The sequence below is a fragment of the Streptomyces sp. MGP-BFMKR1 genome (assembly GCF_057766585.1).
This window is the reverse complement of sequence record NZ_CM173408.1, coordinates 7,735,653-7,754,696: the sequence shown is the minus strand read 5'-3', so window position 1 is coordinate 7,754,696 and position 19,044 is coordinate 7,735,653. Positions and strand designations below refer to the sequence as shown.

The 19,044-nt window shown below is 70.1% G+C and carries 15 protein-coding genes and 1 pseudogene; 7 read left to right on the top strand and 9 right to left on the bottom strand.

The window, feature by feature from the left end; genetic code table 11:
• Positions 1 to 17 precede the first annotated feature (17 nt).
• Positions 18 to 1,025, bottom strand: coding sequence for a DUF4232 domain-containing protein (locus AC3CHW_RS31255; protein WP_488468701.1), 1,008 nt, complete (start codon positions 1,023 to 1,025; stop codon positions 18 to 20).
• Positions 1,026 to 1,479: 454 nt separating this feature from the next.
• Here AC3CHW_RS31255 and AC3CHW_RS31250 point away from each other — a divergent pair, with 454 nt between their 5' ends.
• Positions 1,480 to 2,814 carry an endonuclease/exonuclease/phosphatase family protein gene (locus AC3CHW_RS31250; protein ID WP_488468700.1) on the top strand — a complete coding sequence of 445 codons (1,335 nt, stop codon included), beginning with the start codon at positions 1,480 to 1,482 and terminating at the stop codon, positions 2,812 to 2,814.
• Here the strand turns inward: AC3CHW_RS31250 and AC3CHW_RS31245 are convergent.
• The 5 genes from AC3CHW_RS31245 to AC3CHW_RS31225 all read right to left on the bottom strand — a co-directional run bounded on the left by AC3CHW_RS31245 (position 2,796) and on the right by AC3CHW_RS31225 (position 9,986).
• Positions 2,796 to 6,149, bottom strand: coding sequence for a S8 family peptidase (locus AC3CHW_RS31245; RefSeq protein WP_488468699.1), 3,354 nt, complete (start codon positions 6,147 to 6,149; stop codon positions 2,796 to 2,798). The genes AC3CHW_RS31250 and AC3CHW_RS31245 overlap by 19 nt on opposite strands.
• A 110-nt stretch (positions 6,150 to 6,259) precedes the next feature.
• Positions 6,260 to 7,327 (bottom strand): ABC transporter permease subunit, encoded by a 1,068-nt coding sequence (locus AC3CHW_RS31240; RefSeq protein ID WP_488468698.1) that lies wholly within the window; start codon positions 7,325 to 7,327, stop codon positions 6,260 to 6,262.
• Positions 7,324 to 8,256: an ABC transporter ATP-binding protein gene (locus tag AC3CHW_RS31235; RefSeq protein WP_488471227.1), complete on the bottom strand. Its 933-nt coding sequence runs from the start codon at positions 8,254 to 8,256 to the stop codon at positions 7,324 to 7,326. The genes AC3CHW_RS31240 and AC3CHW_RS31235 overlap by 4 nt, the downstream gene beginning before the upstream one ends.
• A gap of 4 nt (positions 8,257 to 8,260) precedes the next feature.
• Complete coding sequence (locus AC3CHW_RS31230; protein ID WP_488468697.1) at positions 8,261 to 8,728, bottom strand: GntR family transcriptional regulator; 468 nt, start codon at positions 8,726 to 8,728, stop codon at positions 8,261 to 8,263.
• Between the two features lie 769 nt (positions 8,729 to 9,497).
• Positions 9,498 to 9,986, bottom strand: coding sequence for an SDR family NAD(P)-dependent oxidoreductase (locus AC3CHW_RS31225; protein WP_488468696.1), 489 nt, complete (start codon positions 9,984 to 9,986; stop codon positions 9,498 to 9,500).
• A gap of 827 nt (positions 9,987 to 10,813) precedes the next feature.
• Between AC3CHW_RS31225 and AC3CHW_RS31220 the strand changes: the two genes are divergently transcribed.
• The 5 genes from AC3CHW_RS31220 (at position 10,814) to AC3CHW_RS31200 (ending at position 15,688) form a co-directional block, all read left to right on the top strand.
• Positions 10,814 to 11,902 carry a UbiA family prenyltransferase gene (locus AC3CHW_RS31220; protein WP_488468695.1) on the top strand — a complete coding sequence of 363 codons (1,089 nt, stop codon included), beginning with the start codon at positions 10,814 to 10,816 and terminating at the stop codon, positions 11,900 to 11,902.
• Positions 11,903 to 12,001: 99 nt separating this feature from the next.
• A complete protein-coding gene (locus tag AC3CHW_RS31215; protein WP_488468694.1) occupies positions 12,002 to 13,411 on the top strand; it encodes a cytochrome P450 in 1,410 nt (469 codons plus the stop codon).
• Complete coding sequence (locus tag AC3CHW_RS31210) at positions 13,408 to 14,529, top strand: methyltransferase (RefSeq protein ID WP_488468693.1); 1,122 nt, start codon at positions 13,408 to 13,410, stop codon at positions 14,527 to 14,529. The genes AC3CHW_RS31215 and AC3CHW_RS31210 overlap by 4 nt, the downstream gene beginning before the upstream one ends.
• Before the next feature lie 152 nt (positions 14,530 to 14,681).
• Positions 14,682 to 15,302, top strand: a complete 621-nt coding sequence (locus tag AC3CHW_RS31205) for a DUF6875 domain-containing protein (protein ID WP_459249963.1) — start codon at positions 14,682 to 14,684, stop codon at positions 15,300 to 15,302.
• On the top strand, positions 15,299 to 15,688 hold the full coding sequence (locus tag AC3CHW_RS31200) for an Mpo1-like protein (RefSeq protein ID WP_459249964.1): 390 nt from the start codon (positions 15,299 to 15,301) through the stop codon (positions 15,686 to 15,688). The genes AC3CHW_RS31205 and AC3CHW_RS31200 overlap by 4 nt, the downstream gene beginning before the upstream one ends.
• Before the next feature lie 174 nt (positions 15,689 to 15,862).
• Here the strand turns inward: AC3CHW_RS31200 and AC3CHW_RS31195 are convergent, their stop codons facing one another.
• The 3 genes and pseudogenes from AC3CHW_RS31195 to AC3CHW_RS31185 form a co-directional block, all read right to left on the bottom strand.
• A complete protein-coding gene (locus AC3CHW_RS31195; protein ID WP_488468692.1) occupies positions 15,863 to 16,297 on the bottom strand; it encodes a zinc finger domain-containing protein in 435 nt (144 codons plus the stop codon).
• Positions 16,298 to 16,575: 278 nt separating this feature from the next.
• Positions 16,576 to 16,767: pseudogene (locus tag AC3CHW_RS31190) on the bottom strand (IS481 family transposase); the annotation flags it as partial.
• On the bottom strand, positions 16,764 to 18,026 hold the full coding sequence (locus AC3CHW_RS31185) for a beta-ketoacyl-[acyl-carrier-protein] synthase family protein (RefSeq protein WP_488468691.1): 1,263 nt from the start codon (positions 18,024 to 18,026) through the stop codon (positions 16,764 to 16,766). The pseudogene AC3CHW_RS31190 and the gene AC3CHW_RS31185, both read right to left, overlap by 4 nt.
• A 65-nt stretch (positions 18,027 to 18,091) precedes the next feature.
• On the opposite strand from AC3CHW_RS31185, the gene AC3CHW_RS31180 reads away from it, so the two are divergent.
• Positions 18,092 to 18,709 (top strand): TetR/AcrR family transcriptional regulator C-terminal domain-containing protein, encoded by a 618-nt coding sequence (locus AC3CHW_RS31180; protein ID WP_488468690.1) that lies wholly within the window; start codon positions 18,092 to 18,094, stop codon positions 18,707 to 18,709.
• The last annotated feature ends 335 nt before the right edge of the window (positions 18,710 to 19,044 follow it).

Here is a 19,044-nt window from a genome sequence, read left to right as displayed (position 1 = left end):
CGCGGTAGCGCGGGTGCTCAGGACCCGGGCACGCCGGGCACCCCGCTGACGGACGGCCTCGTCGCGCCGCCGCCCGGAGTCTCGTCCTTCTTCCACGGGCCGATGCCCACCCGCCCCGTCGTACCGATGTCCAGCTCCGGGGTCACCATCACCGGGGCGGCGCCGGGCTTCGCCCGCACGCGTACGTACGGGGCGTGCGCGGGCTCAGTCGTGCCGTTGTCGACGGTGTTGCGCCAGACCAGGACGGCGTAGGCCCTCTCCCCCGGCCGCAGGGCCAGCGGCTGGGGTTCGCCGTCCGCCCCGGTGCCGGTGGCGATGGCGCTGCCGCCGTGCAGAATCCGCACACCTTCCAGCGGCTTGTGGTCGTCGTCGAGGAGCTGGAGTCGCGGATAGCCGTCGAGCCGCGTGACGCGCGTACCGCAGTTCTCCAGCCGCAGGCTCACGGCACGCAGCCCCATCGCGGCGGAGCCCTCGTCCGCGTGGACGCGCACGCCCGACGCGGGACAGGACCCGGCGCTGGCGGGCGCCTCGTCGGCGGGGACGCCCCTCACCTTCGTGATCTTCACGCCACCGCCCTCGGCCGGGGCCCCGGGCAGGTCGTCCACGACGACGGTGCGCCGTACGGTCCGCCCCGGCGGCACGGACGCCACCGTCTGCTCCGTGTTCGCCAGCGCCTCCCCAGAGGCCGACTGGGCGGTGAAGCCGATCGTGTACGTGAAGGGTTCGGCCTCGTGGTTGGTCACCTGGAACTGGGCACAGGCACGCGGCCCGTCGCCCACGGTGATGACCGTGACCGCATCCACCAGCCCATCGCCCTTGACCGGCGTGGGGACCGACGGCCGGGGCGTGGTGGACGCCCCGGAGGACTCGGCGGGGCAGGGGCGCGCACTGGCGATCTCCGTGGGGCCCGGTCCACGCGGCTGCGACGAGCCGTCGCTGCGCGAGTTCGCCTCCTGTGTTCCACAGGCGGTGAGCAGCAGAAGGCCGGCGACGGCGACGGGGCGGGTGAGCGAGGCGGCAGGCATCCGCACAGTCGAGCAGGACAGGACCACACAAGGTGGTGATAGGGGTCACACGGGCGGTAACAAGCCTGTCACAGACAAGCGGAGTGATCCGGGCGCGTGGCGGTCGGGTGGCCGTCACGGGCGGGGACCGCCCCCTGCACAGAGCGGGGACCGTCCCCGGCGCAGAGCGAGGGCCGGCGGCGACCGTGACCCGGGTTCCGGCCATGCGCCGCTGGGTGTACGCGTGACCGCGCACGGCGAAGCACCCGCCACGTCGCCCCGCACGTTGGAGGGCCACCCGTTCGGTCCCACCCCAGAGGTGTGACCGGCGAGGGTTGCCCAGGGTGGGGAGGGCGCGTCGGCGTGGGTGGGTCGTCCCCGGGGTCACGTGTCGGGCGCCGGAAGCCGCGACGTTCCCCGGCCCGAGTCGACCGTGACCATGCCAGGGAGACAGCACAGTCACCGGAGGTCGTTGATGGTCGAGCAACACGAGTCACTCGGGACGACGACCGGCGCGGCCGACGGAGCGGAGGTGCCGCCCGGGGGTGTGACCGAGGCCGCCCGGCGGGACGCGTGGCAGCACGACGGGTTCTCGCACCGCGACCTCAAGGTGATGCAGTTCAACATCTGGCTCGGCGGCAGCCAGGTCGAGGGGGGCCGGGCGGGGATCGCCGACACGGTCGCCGCGGTCGAGCCGGACGTGGTCACGCTCAGCGAGTCGAACGAGGAGCGCGTGAACCATCTCCTGGAGGACCTGGCCAAGCGCGGGCTGACCTACTTCGGCGAAGACCACCCGGTCGATCCGGCGGTGATCTCACGATGGCCAATCATGGAGCACGTGTCGTTCCCGTCCTGGTCGAAGGTGGTCATCGCGGCCGACGGCATCGAGATCGCGGTCTACTCCGGGCACCTGGAGTACCGCTACTACGTCACCTACCTGCCGCGCGGCTACGGCGGCGGCACGCCGCCACCGCTGCCGACCCACGAGTACGGCTGGAAGAAGATCCCGACCGGTCCCCTCACCGATGCCGAACTGATCATGCGGCTCAACGCGGCCTCCGGGCGCACGCAGGTGACGGAAGGCGTGCTCGCGGACGCCGGGAGGGAGCGGTTCAGGCGGCGGCTGACGCTGCTGGCCGGTGACTTCAACGAGCCCTCTCACCAGGACTGGGACCACCGGACCGGGCACCTCTTCGACCACCACGGCACCGAGGTCACCTGGTCGACGACCAAGGCGATCGAGGACGCCGGGTTTCGCGACAGCTACCGCCAGATCCACCCGGACCCCGTCCGCACGCCGGGCTTCACGTGGCCGAGCGACAACCCGGGCGCCGACATCAGCCAGCTCACCTGGGCGGCCGATGCCGACGAGCGGGACCGGATCGACTTCGTCTTCTTCTACCCGGACGAGCGCCTCCAGCTCCTCGACAGCATCCTCGTCGGCCCGTCCAGCACCATCGTCCGCAGCAAGCGCGTGAGGAGTCAGGCGAGGACAGGTTCTGGCGCCCCACCTGGACCTGGCCGACCGACCACAAGGTCGTCCTCAGCACCTTCCGGGTCGCCACGCGCTGAGCACCCGCCTCCCCGCGCCCCACGCCCGCAAGGCGCTCCCGTTGCCCGCCTGTTCACCGGCCCGCGCGGCGGACGCGTCTCCACCGCCGTCCCGCGCGACGCGACGTTCTCGGCCAGGGACGCCGGTCCCCCGACGGTCTGCGGGCCCCGATCCCAGCAAGAGCGCCCGAGCCGGCCGAAGCCGGCCCGGGCGTCCAATCAACACACCTGCGCGGAGGTCTACTTGACGATCCGGTAGGCCCGGTGGATCGTCTGCTTCAGGGTGTTGCCGGCCGCGTCCGTGAGCGTCGCGCGCAGAGAGACCGTGCCCGCCTTCGCCGGGTGGCGCAGGACGAGGCGCTTGCCGTCGACCGCCTTCGCCGGCTGCCAGGTCCGGCCGTCGTCGTAGGAGACGGAGAAGGCCAGCTTGCGGGCGGTGCGCGCGGTGGCCGCGCCCTCGACCGTGAACGGGACAGAGAAGCGCGTACCCGCCTTGGCCGTGCTCTGCGAGGACAGCCGGGGCGTGAAGCGGACCACCGACAGTGGCAGCCGCTGCCCGGCACCGGTGACGTGCGCGGAGGTGAACGTCCACTCGGCGGCGACCCGGGTGGAGACCGACGAGAGGGCGGTGGGGCGGGAGACGTCCGTCGTCAGCCGGTACGTGCGCTGGGCGGCGGGGAGTTCGTACGAGATGTCGGTCAGGTCCGTGTTCGCGGCGAAGATCTTCGTGCCGCCCGCGTAGAGGGTGCTCCTGGCCTTGCGGTAACGGGAGTCGCCCACGTGCCCGGCGCCGTCGGAGAAGAGCGGAAGGTACGCCGTAAAGGTGTCACCGACGCGGACCGCGCCCGGACGGCCCTTGTCACCGGTCAGCGGGCCCGTGAGATGCGGTCCGAAGACGCCGGTGTTGAAGCGCTCGGTGTACTGCTTGCCCGCGCTGTACGCCCGGGGGTTCGCGGTCCACTGGCCGGCGTCGTGCACGCTGTTGCCGTCCGCGTCCGTGCCACTCATCTGCTCCACGGAGTACCGCCACCGCACGCCCGGCAGAACGTAGTCGGTGAGGGTGGCGGGCAGGGAGAACTCGGTCGGGTTGAGGACGTCCCAGAATTGGCCCCCCGGCGTGAGGGGCGTGGCGACGAGCGACCCCTTCTTGTCCTTGGCGGGCTCACCGACGGGGAGGGTGACCTTGGCGAACTGCGAGCGCTTCAGGTTCGCGGTGAAGCCGGTCAGGTCGCCGGTACGGTTCACCGCCGGCCGGTAGCGCGTACTCCCGTGCGTCCAGACGCCGTTGTACTGCGCGAACGCCTCGCGGGCGGGCAGCCGGGCGCCGAACTGTCCGACGCGCAGCTTGCCGAAGCTGTCCATCTCGTACGTGCTGAAGCTCCGGTTCCGGTCGATGTCGAACCCGTAGGTGAAGGTGGCAGCGGTGTGCTTGGCCCTGGCGTCCGGCACGGTGATCCGGACCGGTTCGGCCTGGCGGGCGTCCATGACGAGGGTGGTGTCACGGGTGAGCGAGAACTTGGGGTTGAGGAGGAGGGCCAGGCCCCCGGCGTCTGGGGTCGCGCCCGTGTCGATGCGGCCTTCGAGGCTGTAGCGGCCCCTGGGGAGCCGCACGGTGAACTCGCCGTCCGTGTCGTCCGAGTAGTCGTTCCGGATCTCGCTGTCCAGCCTCTGCACCCCGGTCTCGGACCGCCCGGCGGGCTTCCCCCTGAGGTCGAGATGCCTGACGGTCAGGTCGTACGACTCGACTTCGCGCTGTACGCCGACACCGGTCCGCGCGGTGACGCCGGCGCCGTCCGTCGCGGTGACCGAGCCGCCGAAGCCGCCGTCGGCCGTGCCCGCGCGGCTGTCAGCGGTGACCTGCGCGGTCGCGGTGCCGCCCGCCGGGACGGTGAGCCGCTTCGGCGAGACCTCGAGCATGCCCTCGGCGGCGGGCCTTCCGTCCTCGCCGTACACCTCGGTGGTGAGGTCGAGGATGAGGGGGCGGTCGCCGTCGTTGCGGTAGGTGACGGTCTTGGTGACCGGCCTGTCGTCGGTGTGCGGCCACTGCTGGGTGGGGAAGCCGAGGGTGGCCGGGCTGGTGGTGAGTCGCTGGTCGAGGGCGTGGGCGATGTCCGTACGGCCCGTGCCCTGCGCGAACGCCGAGACGCCGGGGGTGGGCTTGGCGGACGCGGTGAGCGCGGCCTTGAGGCGCTCACCGGTCCAGTCGGGGTGACGCTGGGCGAGGATCGCGGCGGCACCCGCGACATGTGGGGTGGCCATCGACGTTCCGCTCATCGAGACGTAGCCTTCGGCGGCTGGAGCGCCCTCCGTGCCCTCGGCGGCCTTCGCGGCGACGATGTCAACGCCGGGGGCGGTGAGGTCAGGCTTGAGGGAACCGTCCGCTGTCGGGCCGCGGCTGGAGAAGTCGGCCATCGTGTCGGCGCGGTCGACCGCGCCGACGGTGAGCGCGGCGGCGGCGCTGCCCGGCGAACCGACGGTGCCGGCGGCGGGGCCCTCGTTGCCCGCGGCGATCACGAAGAGGGCGCCGGAGGTGGCGGACAGGTCGTTCACGGCCTGTTCGAGGAGGTCGTCACCGGGGGTGTCGGGACCGCCCAGGCTGAGGTTGATCACCTTGGCGCCCTGGGCGATGGCCCACTGCGCACCGGCGATGATCCCGGACTCCTCGCCGTAACCCTCGTCGTCGAGCACCTTGCCGCTGACCAGCCGGGCGCCCGGCGCGACCCCCTGGTACGTGCCCCCGGAGTGCGCGCCGGACCCCGCGACCGTGGACGCCACATGCGTGCCGTGACCCACCCGGTCGACCGTGTCCGTCGCCTCGGTGAAGTTCTTCGCCGCGTCGATACGGCCTTTCAGGTCCGGGTGCGTGTCGTCGACTCCGGTGTCCAGCACGGCGACCTTGACGCCCGTGCCGTCGTATCCCGTCGCCCAGGCTTCGGGGGCACCGATCTGCGCGGTGCTCCGGTCGAGGGCCGCCTCGACCTTCCCGTCGAGCCAGATCCTCTCGACCCGGTCGGCGGCGGCTGCCCTCTCCCGCGCCGTCCCCCCGCTGCCGGTGAGCGTCTCCCACAGGTCGGCGCCCTTGGACTTGCGGGCCTTCAGCGCGTCCCCGTTGACGCTGGGCAGATCCCGGCTGACCCGGGCTCCGGCGGCGGACAGCGTGCTCGGCGCCAGGGTGCGGCCCTTGGCGTACGTCACGATCAGTGGGAGGTCGGGGCGGGCCGCGTCGTCGTATCTCCACTTGACCAACTGCGTCACGTCGAACAGCCGCCGGTCGGCGGTGCCGTTCGCGAGGAGCCGCTCGGCGTCACGCGGGACGACGTAGGTGCGGTCGGCGCTCCGCGCGATGCGGAAGGCGGTGCCTTCCCGACCCTTGCCGGGCCGCACACGGGTGACCTGCCCGGTGGCGTCCAGCGTGACCCGGTCACCGGTGACGAGGGTGACTGTTCTGGCCTTGTCGAGGGCGCGGGCCGTACCTGCCGTACCGCTGTCGAGCTGTGCGGCCCCGGATTCCGGGGTGCCGAGCAGGGCCGCGGCAAGGGCGGCGGCGACGGCGAGAGCGGAAGCCGCACTCGCTCGCCTCTTACGGTGATTCAAGGCATTGCCTTTCTCTCTGGACCTTCGGGCATGGCGAAGCAGCCCGGCGGACGGGATGAGGAAACAGAGGGGAAAGAGGCGCCCCTTCGAGGGGCGCGGGGCGTACGAACTCAGAAGAGCCGCTTACGACCCCAGAAGAACATGAACGCCACGACACCGGCGGTAAGGGCGAAGAGAATCGACGCCCCGAACCATTGCATGGCGTTCATCTGCGACATCGGGAGGTACTGCACCGACCAGCCCACGACATCGGCCTTGTCCAGGCACACCTGCTGTGCCGCGTCGGTCTGTGCCCCCGAACAGGTGCTCCAACCCATCAGATCCCCGCTGCCAGTGACATACGACCGATCGATTTCGTAGGCGCTGTACGGGAGCGATGGGAACGCGTTTTCGTCTGTGACACCCGTGTTCGTCGTGACCGTGACGACGTTGCCGAGCGACAGCAGGAAGTGCTCCCAGACAAGCTGGAGGACGATGGTGAAGCCGAAGGTGACCACCATGGCCGTCAGCGTGCGCCGCAGGACCATACCGATCGCCACCCCGCCGAAGACGGAGAAGAGGGTGAGGGCGACAGGCACCGGGCCCGTCGTGTTGAACGCGGCGCCCGAGGTCCATTCCATGACCGCGGCCTCGGACTTGACGGGGTTCCACCACCAGCCGAACACCGCCGACAACGCGCCCGTGCTCACCACGACCACCAGTCCGGCCAACGCCAGCTTCGTGGCGAGCCAGCGGGTCCGGCTCATGGACTGGGCGGCGACCAGCTTGGCGGTGCCGTTCTCCAGGTCGCCCGCGATGAGCGGGGCGCCGAGGGAGACACCGAGCAGGATGGGTAACGCCTGGAGACCCGTGGAGACGAAGGAGAACGCGTCGTTGTACTGCCGGAACCTGCCGCCCGCCTCGTAGAGGTTCTCGGTGGGGTAGCCGTAACCATCGAGGAAGTCGACCAACTGGCCGCGCTGGTAGACGATCCAGCCCACGAGGAGCGCGGTGGCGACGAGGGTCGTCCAGAACGCGGCCCGGTGCTGGCGCCAGACCAGCCAGGTCATACCGCTGAGTCGGGGGCGCCGGTTGGACTCCGTGGTGGTCACGTCCGAGGTCCCGTCGGTGGTCCCGTTCTTGCCGTCGCTCGTGGAGCCGGTCGAGGTGCTGGTCGAGCTGCGGGTGAAGGTGCTCATGCCGCCACCGCCCCGGTGCCTAACCCCTGGCCGTGGACCTGGGCGGTGGGGGTGATCAGCGGTGGTACGTCGGGTGAGCGGAGATAGGCGAGCAAGAGTTCCTCCATGGTCGGGGCGTCTATGTCCCAGGGGCCGGTGACCGGGCCCTCGGTGCGGATGAGCGCGGTGAACTGCCGTCCGCTGGTCCGGGACTCGACGAGGGTGTGGTGCCCGAGGGCGGAAGGCATGCCGTCACCCTCCTTGGCGCCCGTGACCAAGGTGTGCACGGACATCAGCTCGTCCACGTCACCGGCGAGGCGCACGCCGCCACCGGAAACGACAACGAGGTAGTCGCACACGTTCTCCAGTTCGGCGAGGACGTGGGTGGACATCAGCACGGTGGTTCCGCGCTCGGCGACCTCGGCGAGGAGGGTGCCCATGACCTCGTGGCGCACGACCGGGTCGAGGTCCGACATCGGCTCGTCGAGCAGCAGCAGGTCGGGGCTCTTTCCGAAGGCGAGGGCGATGGCGACGCGCGTGCGCTGACCTCCGGAGAGGGTGCTGATCTTCGCGTCGAAGGGCACGTTCCCCGCCCGGATGATGGCCTCAGCGGCGCGCTGGTCCCAGCCGGGGTTCAGCTCCCGGCCCAGACGCAGGGTCTCCGCCACGGTGAAGCGGCGGAACAGGGGCTTCTCCTGGGCGAGGAACGCTGTGCGCCGACCGGACTCCACCGAGCCCGCAGCCTCACCGAACAGGCTGATCGAGCCGTTCGTTGGTTGCAGAACGTGGGCCGCGATGCTCAGCAGCGTGGTCTTGCCCGCTCCGTTGGGTCCCATCAGGCCGCAGATCCGTCCCGCCGGGAGCCGGAAGAAGCAGTCCCGCAACGCCCAGCCCCGCCGGTAGCGCATCCCCAGCCCGTACGCCTCGATCGCGGCTTCCCCCGCGTACATTCCTTCACTCACCTGTGCTCCAGGTTGTCGTGGCCCTCGTGGACCCCGTTGTCGTGGACCCTGTCGCCGCCACGTTCCCGGCGGCGTACTGCTTCTCCATCGCCGACGCGACCAGCGCGGCCACGTCCTCCCGCTCCAGACCGGCCCCGGCCGCCTTCGACATCCACGCCACCAGCTCCGCGTACAGCGGCGAGTCGGTGCCCGTCTCGGGGCGGCCCAGCGTGCGACGTACGAAGGTGCCCTGACCCGGTCGCGGTTCGACCAGACCCTCGCGCTCCAGCTCGCGATACGCCTTGAGGGTGGTGTTCGGGTTGACCGTGCTGGTTTCGGCGACCTCCTTGGCGGTGGGCAGCCGGTCACCTGGCACGAGTACGCCCAGCCGGAGGGCCTGCTTGGTCTGCTGCACGATCTGCTGGAAGGCGGGGACCCCGCTCCGCCTGTCGATGCGGTACTCCAGGATCACCACCACCATTCCACTACTTGATTAGTGGAATGATGGTGGCGGGGTGCGAGGACGGTTGTCAATGCCGCCCGGGGACGGGGAAAAGCGGGTGGGAGGTGCGCTGGCCGTCTCTTCCTGGGACATCAGCGGACCGGGAACAAGGCATGACCAGCAAGGGAGCCTGATGGTGGCCGCTCTGACGACGGCCCTTGCGCAGCGTCTCCAGCCAGGTCTTGTCCGGTCGATCGAGTTCGTAGCCAGATGATGAGGGCTGCGACGGTTGTGGTGCCTGGGTAGCCGCGCTTGTCGTAGCCGGGTGGCGACGGCCCGGGACTGCTTCATGCGGTTGATGGCCCGTTCGACGGTGTCGCACTTCTTGTAGCGATCACCGCGCCGGTGGTACGGCCCCCGGACCCGGACTTCGCCGCGGTCCCGGAGAACCCGGAGATGTGTTGGCGAGGGTGCTCGCGCGCCGCCATATCACGAGGTCGAGGAGCTGAACCCCGCGGCTGCGCCTGCGCGCATGGGGCACCGCCAGGGTGAGTACCTGGCCGAACATGATTTGGAGCTGTGCCGCGAGGCGGTCGTCGGCCGGGCCCCTCGGCGTCGAGCGCGGCGGACGGGCCCGTGGCTGCCACGCCCAGCGGTGTCGGCCAGGCCCGCAGCGGGTGGGCGATGGTGCGTAGCGTGGTCAGCGTGGCGGTCGCGCCCTGGTCGCCCGCGGCCACCGCGACGCAGTCGACCAGGATCTTCTCGCCGAAGTCCGTGGGGCGCATGCGCCACCCACATTGGCCGCGGATCAGGAGCTGCCTCCGCGGGTCTCGTTCCAGGTGCCGGCCGCGATAGCGGTGCTGAGGATGTCGGTCTTGATCGCGGCGGGGGCGACGCCGTTGATGCGGATGTCGTCGGTTGCGTACTCCAGCGCGGCGCACCTGGTCAGTCCGACCACGGCGTGCTTGGTGGCGGAGTAGTTGGCCGCGTAGCGCATGCCACCCAGGCCGGCGATGGAGGCCAGGTTGATGATGGCGCCGCCGGGGTTGTCCTGGGCCAGCATCTGCTGGATCTGGTACTTCACACCCCAGAAGACGCCGAGCACGTTCGTGGTGAGCATCTGCTGGAAGCGGCTGGTGAGCTCGTCCGCCAGGCGGCCGGTGTCGAGCGCGATGCCGGCGTTGTTGACGGCGACGTCGAGCCGGCCGAAGCGCTCGACGGTGGCCGCGACCAGGGCGGCAACTCCCGCACTCAATCGGGGCAGACGACGTGCGTAGCAGGCTCCGTCGTGCACCATCGCGCACACCGTGTGGTCCCCAACTGGTCCCCAGAGCTGGTCCCCAAGGAGGCTCGTCAAGCTCTCGGCCTGGGGGAATCGCTTGTGTCATCGCCGACGTAGCATCTGCGAAGGAATCTCGCGATGCGGAACTCGTGGACGTCCAGGTTCCACAGCAACTGACCGCTACTCGGGGTGAGAAAAGCAGCACCCTCCCTCACAATTCCCGTTTAGCTCCCCTGCCCCCCGCATCGCCAGTCACTTCATAGACCTCGTCCACCTCGCGGCCCACATCCACCATCTCTACCAACACTGCCTTCCAGAGCGGTACCAAAAAGGATCACCAAGACGTCACACGACACAGCTCGTCTCAACACCATCGACGTTTTCCGGCACGCCGCTGCTTATCCCGGCGGCACGATTGATCACTGCTCCAGGAAAACCCCCGAGCATGCCCTGGAACAGTGCACTCACACGCCCTGGCCTGGGGCTTCACGAAGCGTGACGCGACGGTCCTCAAAGTGCCTGATGGCGTATGAGGCTTGAGCCCTCGGCGCGCCAACCGGCCCCTTACGTTCTACTACGGGAAAGGAAAGGGCATGCGTGCCCGGCACGTTCACGTCCGTACGGTCGTCGACCCCGCAACATTTTCCATGGCTTAATCATCACTGGTGCGCGATGACGCGCTTGGTGTCGTATCGGCTTTGGATGTACAACGGTTCAAGATGGAGGCGCATCGTGCTCGCTCTCGGAATACCGTTAATCCCGGCGGAAGCAGCCGTTTCCCCTGTCCACACCAGGTCGGCGTCGCACGACGACAGCCGTTACAACGCGAACGTCCGACTCCCGTGACGGCCCCGGCTGGGCGCCCGTCGACCGGCTCCCTCGGCTACGAGGAATTCGCCGCCCTCTCTCCCACCCGGCGGGAGGACGCGGTACGGCGGACGCCGGGCAGCGCGGGCTGGTCGGAGACCGCGCGTATCGCCTTCATGCTGGGTCGACCGCGCACCTGCGTACCCGGCAACCTGGCCTTCGCGCTCGGCTGGGCGGCGGCGGGTGGCACAGTGTCGCCCGCGTTCTTCCTCGGCCTGTTCATGTCCCTCGTGTACGGGCTGATGGCCAACCTCTACAACGCGTACACGGACCTGGCCGAGGACAGTCGGAATCTGCCCGGGCGCGTGTGGCTGGTGCTGCGGATGGGGCATCGTCGGACGCTGTGGATCGGCCACGCGGCGTCCGGCACGCTGATCGTGCTCACCCTCCCGTACGGCGGTGTCCAACTACTGCCCTTGATGTTGTTGCTGCTCGTCGGGGCACACCAGTACTCGTTTCGTCCGCTGCGGCTGAAGGACGGGCCTGTCGTCGGCCTGCTGGCCTTCAGTCTGGCGGTGTTCGGGCCGTTCCTGCTCGGAGCCTTCGGCGCCCCCGGAGGTCGCCACGACCTGAGCGGCTCCACCTGGGCGCTGTTCGGTTTCCTGGTGGTCTGGTTCTCGGCCAAGGGCATGGTGAAGAACCTCCCGGACTTCGAGGGCGACCGCGAGGCAGGGTTGCGGACGTCCGCGACGGTCTTCGCCACCCGCGCGGCAGCGGCGCGCGCGGCGACGGCGATGACGCTGGTGGGTTACCTCTCGCCCGCCGTGTTCGTAGCCGTCGGGCTGCTCCCACCTCGTGACCTGTGGGCGCTCGTCTGGACGGTGGCGGCTCTGGTGCAGTGCCGGGCGATGGCCCGGGCGACGGAGCGGGCCAGAGCCAACGCCGTGCTCAAGGTCGACATGCTTCTGTCGACCGCGTTTCTCGCCTCGGTCCTGCTGCTGCACTCACCTGGCTGGGCCCCGGTGACGGGGGTGGCGCTCGGAGTCGCCTTGCTGTTCGGCAGCGACCTCCTGGCGCTGGACTCCCGGCGCCGGACCGACGTCACGACCCCCGCCGTTCCCTGAGGCCCTCGCACACCGACGTCCCACCGTGCCGGCTGCCCCGCCACGCGTCCACGCCGGCGTCGGGCGGCCCGCCCCGCGAAGACGAGAAGGAGACGACGCATGCCCGCCATACCCGGACCCCGGACTCCGGCACAGCTCTTCCGGGTCACTCGGGCCTTCCAGCGTTCGCTGCCGGAAGGGCTGGAACACCTTCATGACACCTACGGCCAGGTCAGTGCCTTCGGTCTCGGGCCCACCCGTACCCACTTCCTCTTCGGACCGGACGCCAACGCCCTGGTCCTGGGAAACGAGGAGAACTTCCGCTTCAGCGGCGCCTACGACATGCTGCGACCGATCGCCGGGGACACCGCTCTGGTCACCACCGACGGCGAGCCGCACGCCCGCCGCAAGCGCAAGGCGAGGCCCTCGTTCCACCGCGGCGGAGCCGAGGAGAGCACCCGTCTGATCCTGGCCGCCATCGACGAGGCGATCGACCGCTGGCGGCCGGGGCGGTACGTGGATGTGCACGGCACCCTGCGCTCCGCGATCCGTAGCGCCATGCTGCGGCAGTTCTGCGGAGAACGGCTGGCGGCCCAGGAGGGGACCCTCGTCGCCGAGCTGGAACGTATCCACGAACTGATGGACTACCCACTCCCGCGGCAGCTCGTGGCCTGGAAGCTGCCCAGCGCCGCGCGCAGAAGGGCGTTGGCCGCGATCGCGGCCGTGGACCGGCTCCTGTACGAGGAGATTCAGCGAAGGCGCCGCGAGGGTGACCCCGGCGGGCGTGGGCACCGGTCCGGCAAGGGGTCACGCGATCTGATCGCCGTGATGCTCTCCGAGGACGGGCCCGCGATGTCGGACCAGGAAGTGCGCGACATGGTCGTCAGCGCCCTGATCGCCGGCTACGACCCGGTCGGCTCGGGCCTGGGCTGGGCCGTCTACAACTGCCTGAACACGCCCGGCGTCTGGCAGCGGCTGCGGGACGAGGCACACGACGCGTCCTCAGGAGACACGTCCTCGGGAGACGGGGCCTCGGCGGCACGAGGCCGAGAGCTGAGCTACACGAACTGGGCGGTACAGGAGAGCCTGCGCACGCACCCGCCCGTGGTGATGAGCCCGCGCCGATGCGTGCGTAGCTTTCGCTACCAGGGTCACCTGATACCCGGCGGCAGCCTGGTGGCGGTGAGCGCGTACATCACCCACCGCTCGCCCGCCGTGTGGGCGCAACCGGACCGCTTTCTACCGGAGCGTTGGGACGCGTCCAGGGAGGGGTACCGCGCTCCCACTCCATTCGAGTACCTGCCCTACGGATACGGCGGGCGCCGCTGCGTCGGCGCGAGCATCGCCTCGGTGGTCCTGCCCACCGCGCTGTCCCGGCTCGCCCTTCGTACCACGCTCAACCTGCGGACTCGGCATCCGCAGTTCGGCGGCATCCCGGCACTGATCCCGCGTGACGGCCTGTTCGTGGAGGTGGAGGCGCCGCCGGTGCGAGAAGGGGCCGGCGGTGTCCTCACGAGGGGTCCGCGATGACGGCACCGCGCACGGCCGCGACAGGAGCGGTCGCCGTGCCCGACAGCGTCCGAGCCGACCACGCTTGGCGTATGCGGGAAATGATTTATGGTCACGTGCGTTCGCGGGCCGTCTGCGCTGCCGCCGAGCTCGGCCTCGCTGACATGATCGGCACCGGATCACCGACCGCGGCCGAACTGGCCACGGCCACCGGGGCCGACCCGGCCCTGCTCACCCGCCTCCTGCGCGCACTGGTCTCCTTCGGGGTGCTGAGCCGGGAACCGGAGGTGGGTGGCGAGGGGTACGGCCTCACCCCGCTCGGCGAGACGCTGAGGGCCGACGCCCCGGCGTCGGCCCTGCCGACGGCCCTGCTGGTGGCCACGACGATGGCCCCGGCCTGGGAACGGCTCACCGAGGTGGTCCGCCACGGGCGTCCGGCCTTCGCGGACGTCTTCGGCGTCGATTTCTTCTCCCACCTAGACGGCGACCCGTGGCTGCGGGGGATCTTCGACCGATCCCAGGAGAGCGGGCTCTCGCTCGAACTGGAGGGCTTGCTCCAGGCAGTCGACTTCACCGGCCCCCTGACCATCGTCGACGTCGGCGGTGGGGACGGTGCGCTGCTGACCAGGCTGCTGGGGGAGAATCGCCGCTCTCGCGGCGTGCTTGTCGACCTCGTCGCGGCACTGCCCGCGGCGGCTCGCAGGCTGACCGATGCCGGGCTGGCCGACCGGTGCGAACTGGTCGAGGGCGACTTCCTCACCGCCCTGCCCCCGGGCGGCGACCTCTACCTGCTGCGCCACATCCTGCACGACTGGGACGACGCGTCCTGCCACGTCGTCCTGCGCAACTGCCGCCGGGCGATGGGGCCGGAGGCCCGGGTTGTCGTCATCGACCACTTGGTGGACGAGGCGGAGGGTGACGGGCCGGATCAGGGGGGCGACGGCCAGTGGGGAGCGCTGATGGACCTCTACATGATGTCCCTGTTCGCGGGCGGCCGGGAGCGGACCGGGGAGGAAGTGGCCGACCTACTACGCGGGGCGGGGCTGACCCCCGTACGGACCACCCCGCTGCCAGGCGGCACCGGAGTGATGGAGGCACGAGCCGGCGGTTGCCCGGTAGAGACAGGGGGCGCGCGATGATGCCGGCCGGTCAGCGGGCTACCTCGACGAACGCCTGCCCTCGGCAGGTTCCGGACCGGACCTCCGCGACGGAGGACGGGGCGAGGCACGGGGCGCAGGCACCGCCGCCGGCCGGCGACCCGGCGCGGGTGAGAGCGACGGCGGAGGCTCTGGTGCACGGTTGGTTGGATACGTACATCACCCGGCCGCACGAGGAGTTGGGAAGGCCCGGCCCGGTCTGTCCCTTCGTCGCGCCCGCCATGGGCGAGGGGACCCTGCTCCTGCGGACGCGTCTGGGAATGACGGAGGCGGACGGCGACGACCTGCGGGCCGTGGTGCGGGACATGGTGTGCGACTTCCGCGCCCGGCGCTGGCCGCGGGCCAATGCGACGATGCGTACCCTCCTGCTGGCCTTGCCCGATCTGCCGCCCGCCGGTTGGTCCCTGCTGGATTCCGTCCAAGCGGAGTTGAAGGGAGAGTTGGCGCGTGCGGGACTGATGCTCGGACAGTTCCACCCCGCCTGCCCCGAGCCCGCGGCACGCAACTCCGCCTTTCCGGTGTCGAGGGGCCCCGTGCCCCTGCTGGCGCTGCGGAACATGGCCATCCACGACGTGCTCTTCCTCCACCACCACGGCGAGTTCTTCGCCGAGTACCGCAGGCGTTTCGGCTTCCGCTACGAGCGGGACACGGTGGCCGACCCGTTGCTGCGGAACACCTACCGGGAGGCGCTCGCGCGGCATGCGCCGAACGTTTCCGACGGCGCATCTCACCAGACGAACGGAGAGGCACAATGAGGCAGTTCGATCAGCGCTTCGAGGAGTACATGCGCGGCCACACCAGCGAGGCGAGCCGCTGGATGCACGTGGCGGGGATGGTCACCGCGGTGGGCGCCGCGGGCCTGGCCGGACGGCGCCGCAGCCCCAAGCTGCTGTGGGCCGTACCTGGCGCGTTCTTCAGCTTCGCCTGGAGTGGCCACTTCGTCTTCGAGAAGAACCTCCCCGTCGGCTTCACCGACCCCGGCGCGGCGTTCTCCGGCGACCTGAAGATGATCTTCATGATGCTCAGCGGTCGCAACGCCGAGCTGAAGGAACTGGTCCAGCGGCTACAAGCCGAGGCCGAACCCCACACCGCAGAGGCTGCCACGGAGGAGCGCGATCCCGCCCTGCGCGAGAGCGTCTGACCTCGCCCCCGGCGAGGGCCCACCGCCGCGGCCGGCGGACGAGGCGGGGCGCGGCCGTGGCCGCTGGGCGACCGACGGCTCCCGGCGCATTTCCACGGCTGGTGCGAGGGCACGGTGAGGAACTCCAGGACCAGGGGGGCTGGCCTGGGTGCGGGCTTCCTCGAAGTAGGCGTGCTAGCTCCTGCCAGTTTCTTCGTCCCCCGAGGCGAAGCGGGCCGTGAGGAAGGTTCGCAGTGCGGGGCGTGCGCCTTGACTCCCCGAGTCGTCCTCAGCGCCTCCTCGAACCGGGGGCGGACCCGCACCCGGGTGCTGATTTTTCGCTGTGGACCTTGTCCCTTGGGATGCCGTGCTTGCTGAGCGCGTCGAGCTGGGAGTCGAGTTCCTGCCCGAGGGTCGAGCAGCTCGCGTAGCCGATGCGGATGTCCGCGCTCGACAGGTCCGGGTCGATCGGCGCCGAGCACTCCGCAGCGCCTTCTTCAGCCGGGGCACCAGGGTGAAATGGCGGGTGTGGTAGGCGGAGGCGAACGCGCCGCCGCGCGCGCGGCATGGCGAGCCGGGCTGAGCGCCACACCTCGGACAGGCGTGCTGTTCGACGTCGTCCGCGTCCAACCGGCCGGCCAGGCAGGGCTACTGAGGGCACGTCATGGGCCCGGCCTTTCGCACAACGCAAGTCTCAGAAGGGGGCCCATCCCGCTACTGAGTGAGAACGGGCTCTGAGAACGAATCCGGGATCGATGGGGGGACCGGCTGTCCGTGATTGATCTTGCTCGCGCAAAGGAGCATGTGTGAGCGTAACCGCCTGCGAATCTGACTCTTGCTCGTGCACGGGAAGATCACCAGGAGGCTGGGCTCGGGGATCAGTGGGCCAGCCGTTAACGGTTGGCCCACTGATGGTGCGGCATTGAGCTTCGATCGATCAATCCGAGTTCGCCGTGTCGCCGGTGTCGGTACACCTAATTCGACGCCATTGCTCGGGTAATCCCCATCTCTGCGACGACACGCGCGATCGGGTGAGTCTTGCGACGCTCGATCAATCGGCGGCGCCCCTCCACGGACAACGGTGCGTTCGCGTGGGTCATGGTGTCGTCGAGGCCGTACGGGACGCGTGGTGTCGTGCACTGGTAACGATGAGCGAGACGTTCTGCCCACCGAAGCCGAAGGAATTGCTGAGCACGGCTTCCTGGGGGACGTCTCGTCGCTCTGCGACGACATCGAGAGCGATGTCGGGACCCACGCCGGCCGCGGTGATGTTGCGGGTCGGCGGGATGACGCCGTGCTCCACACTGAGGACGGCGATGAGCGCTTCGATCGCGCCGGCGGCGCCAAAGAGATGACCGAGCGCCGCCTTGGGGGCGGTCACGGTGGCGCGGCCGAAGACCTCCCCGATCGCGTGTGCCTCGGCAGCATCGCCGACCGGAGTTCCGGTGGCATGGGCGTTGATGTGGCTGATCTGCTCGGGAGTCAAACCGGCTTGCGCGAGGGCCTTCCACATGGCTGAGATCTGACCGGAGCCGTCGGGAGCGGGCGCCGTGATGTGGTGAGCGTCGGCGGCGATGCCAGCACCCGCGAGCACCGCGTGGACGCGCGCGCCTCGGGCGCCGGCATGCTCGGCGCTTTCGAGAACCACGACGGCAGCGCCTTCACTGAGGACGAATCCGCTGCGGTCCGCTGCGAACGGCCGGGACGCGGAAGCGGGTTCGGCGGTGTGGCGCGACAGTGCTTGTGCCTGAGCGAAGCCGGCAATGGTGATCGGGGTGATCGCGGCCTCGGTCCCGCCCGCGATCACAGCGTCCGCCTCGCCGGCACGGATGAGCCTGGCCCCCAGGGCGATCGCCTCGGCGCCGGAAGAGCACGCCGAGACGGGTGTGTAGACCCCGGCTCGTGCACCGTATTCGATACTGATCAACGCCGCCGCCGCGTTGGGCATGAGCATCGGGACCGTACGTGGCGAGACGCGCCGCGTCCCGGCCGCCTCCAGCACGTCGTCTTCCTTCAGCAGCGTCCGTACGCCCCCGATTCCCGTGCCGATCGCAGATGCGAGCCGGCCCGGGTCCACCTCCGGGGCACCGGCGTCGGCCCAGGCTTCGGCCGCCGCGACGAAGGCCGCCTGCTGCGAGCGGTCGAGCCGTCTGGCTCGCACCGGCGGCAGCAACTCGGCGGGGTCGATCGCCATCGTCCCCGCGACGGTGTCGGGAAGGCCAGTGTCCTCATGGCCGGGTAGGACGTCGCCGCGGATGCCGGACTCGCCGGCAAGCAGGGCTTTCCAGGTGGACGCCACGTCTGCCCCGAGTGGTGTGATCGCGCCGAGTCCGGTCACGACGACTTCAGTTCGGTGCATGCCCCTCAATCTTTCTTGTATGCGATACAAATGAACACCCTTGTTGTATCACATACAATTCTGATGTGGAGAAGAAGCGAACCGAAGCTCGGGCGACGTCGACTCGGCCGCGTGACCGCGGTCGCGCAACGAAGCATCGGCTGATTGAGGCAACTGCCCGGCTCTGCAAGGAGCGGCCCGGCGCTGAGGTGAGCGTCGCGGAGATCGCGAACGCGGCAGGCGTCTTCCCCAATCAGGTCACCTACTACTTCGGCTCCAAGGACTCGCTGCTCGTGCACGCCGCCTTTCTCGGCTTGCTGCACGACGCTCGACGGGTTGAGCGCATCGGTCGCCAAGCCCCCGATGCGGCGGCTTTTCGGCGCAACATCGCCCGCGCCGTACTGGCCATGCCCTCGCTCCCGTCGGTCGCGCGAGCACTGGCTTCCGGGATCTCCAAGCCCGAACTCGCCCCCGTGGTCGACCAGCACCTCCGGTTGCTGTTCCGGCAATCCGAGCGCTTCGCGAGTCAGCTCCTAGACGATCGCGGCTGGAGGGCCCGTCGACCGCTCAGCGTGGAGGCCAGGACGTTCTGGAGCACCGCGCTCGGCGCAGTGCTGCTCGTCCGCGCCGGGGCACACGGCGCCAACGCCGACCTCGACCTCGCCGGAGCGTTGACCATCCACGACGAACCCGATCCCGGTTAGCTCAGTCGGACACGCCGGTGACGATGTGCGCGGTCGCCGCGCGACAGTGGCCTTGTCGCGGTCGCCGTGTCTGCCGTCGCCGACGAACTCACTGCTGCGGCTCGTCGTATTGATCACGAGCGTGGTTGACGCCGGTCAGGCTTGATCACGACGAAGACCTCCGGTGTGGTGGAGCTGTCTAGGACTGCACGACCGCTCCAGCCGGCGGCCTCGTTCGCCGTGGCCTCCGCCGCCAGGGCCGCGGAAGAAGCCGAACGCGCCCCGGATGACCGGGCCAACCTCGCCGAGCACAGCCTTCGATCAGGCAGTAGATCAAAAACGCTGACAAGCGCACC

Bases quoted from the DNA above. Each gene is read 5' to 3' on its own strand.
- AC3CHW_RS31225 (WP_488468696.1), bottom strand. From the start codon at position 9,986: ATGGTGCACGACGGAGCCTGCTACGCACGTCGTCTGCCCCGATTGAGT.
- AC3CHW_RS31200 (WP_459249964.1), top strand. From the start codon at position 15,299: ATGAGGCAGTTCGATCAGCGCTTCGAGGAGTACATGCGCGGCCACACC.
- AC3CHW_RS31230 (WP_488468697.1), bottom strand. From the start codon at position 8,728: ATGGTGGTGGTGATCCTGGAGTACCGCATCGACAGGCGGAGCGGGGTC.
- AC3CHW_RS31185 (WP_488468691.1), bottom strand. From the start codon at position 18,026: ATGCACCGAACTGAAGTCGTCGTGACCGGACTCGGCGCGATCACACCA.
- AC3CHW_RS31250 (WP_488468700.1), top strand. From the start codon at position 1,480: ATGGTCGAGCAACACGAGTCACTCGGGACGACGACCGGCGCGGCCGAC.
- AC3CHW_RS31240 (WP_488468698.1), bottom strand. From the start codon at position 7,327: ATGAGCACCTTCACCCGCAGCTCGACCAGCACCTCGACCGGCTCCACG.
- AC3CHW_RS31210 (WP_488468693.1), top strand. From the start codon at position 13,408: ATGACGGCACCGCGCACGGCCGCGACAGGAGCGGTCGCCGTGCCCGAC.
- AC3CHW_RS31235 (WP_488471227.1), bottom strand. From the start codon at position 8,256: ATGTACGCGGGGGAAGCCGCGATCGAGGCGTACGGGCTGGGGATGCGC.
- AC3CHW_RS31215 (WP_488468694.1), top strand. From the start codon at position 12,002: ATGCCCGCCATACCCGGACCCCGGACTCCGGCACAGCTCTTCCGGGTC.
- AC3CHW_RS31255 (WP_488468701.1), bottom strand. From the start codon at position 1,025: ATGCCTGCCGCCTCGCTCACCCGCCCCGTCGCCGTCGCCGGCCTTCTG.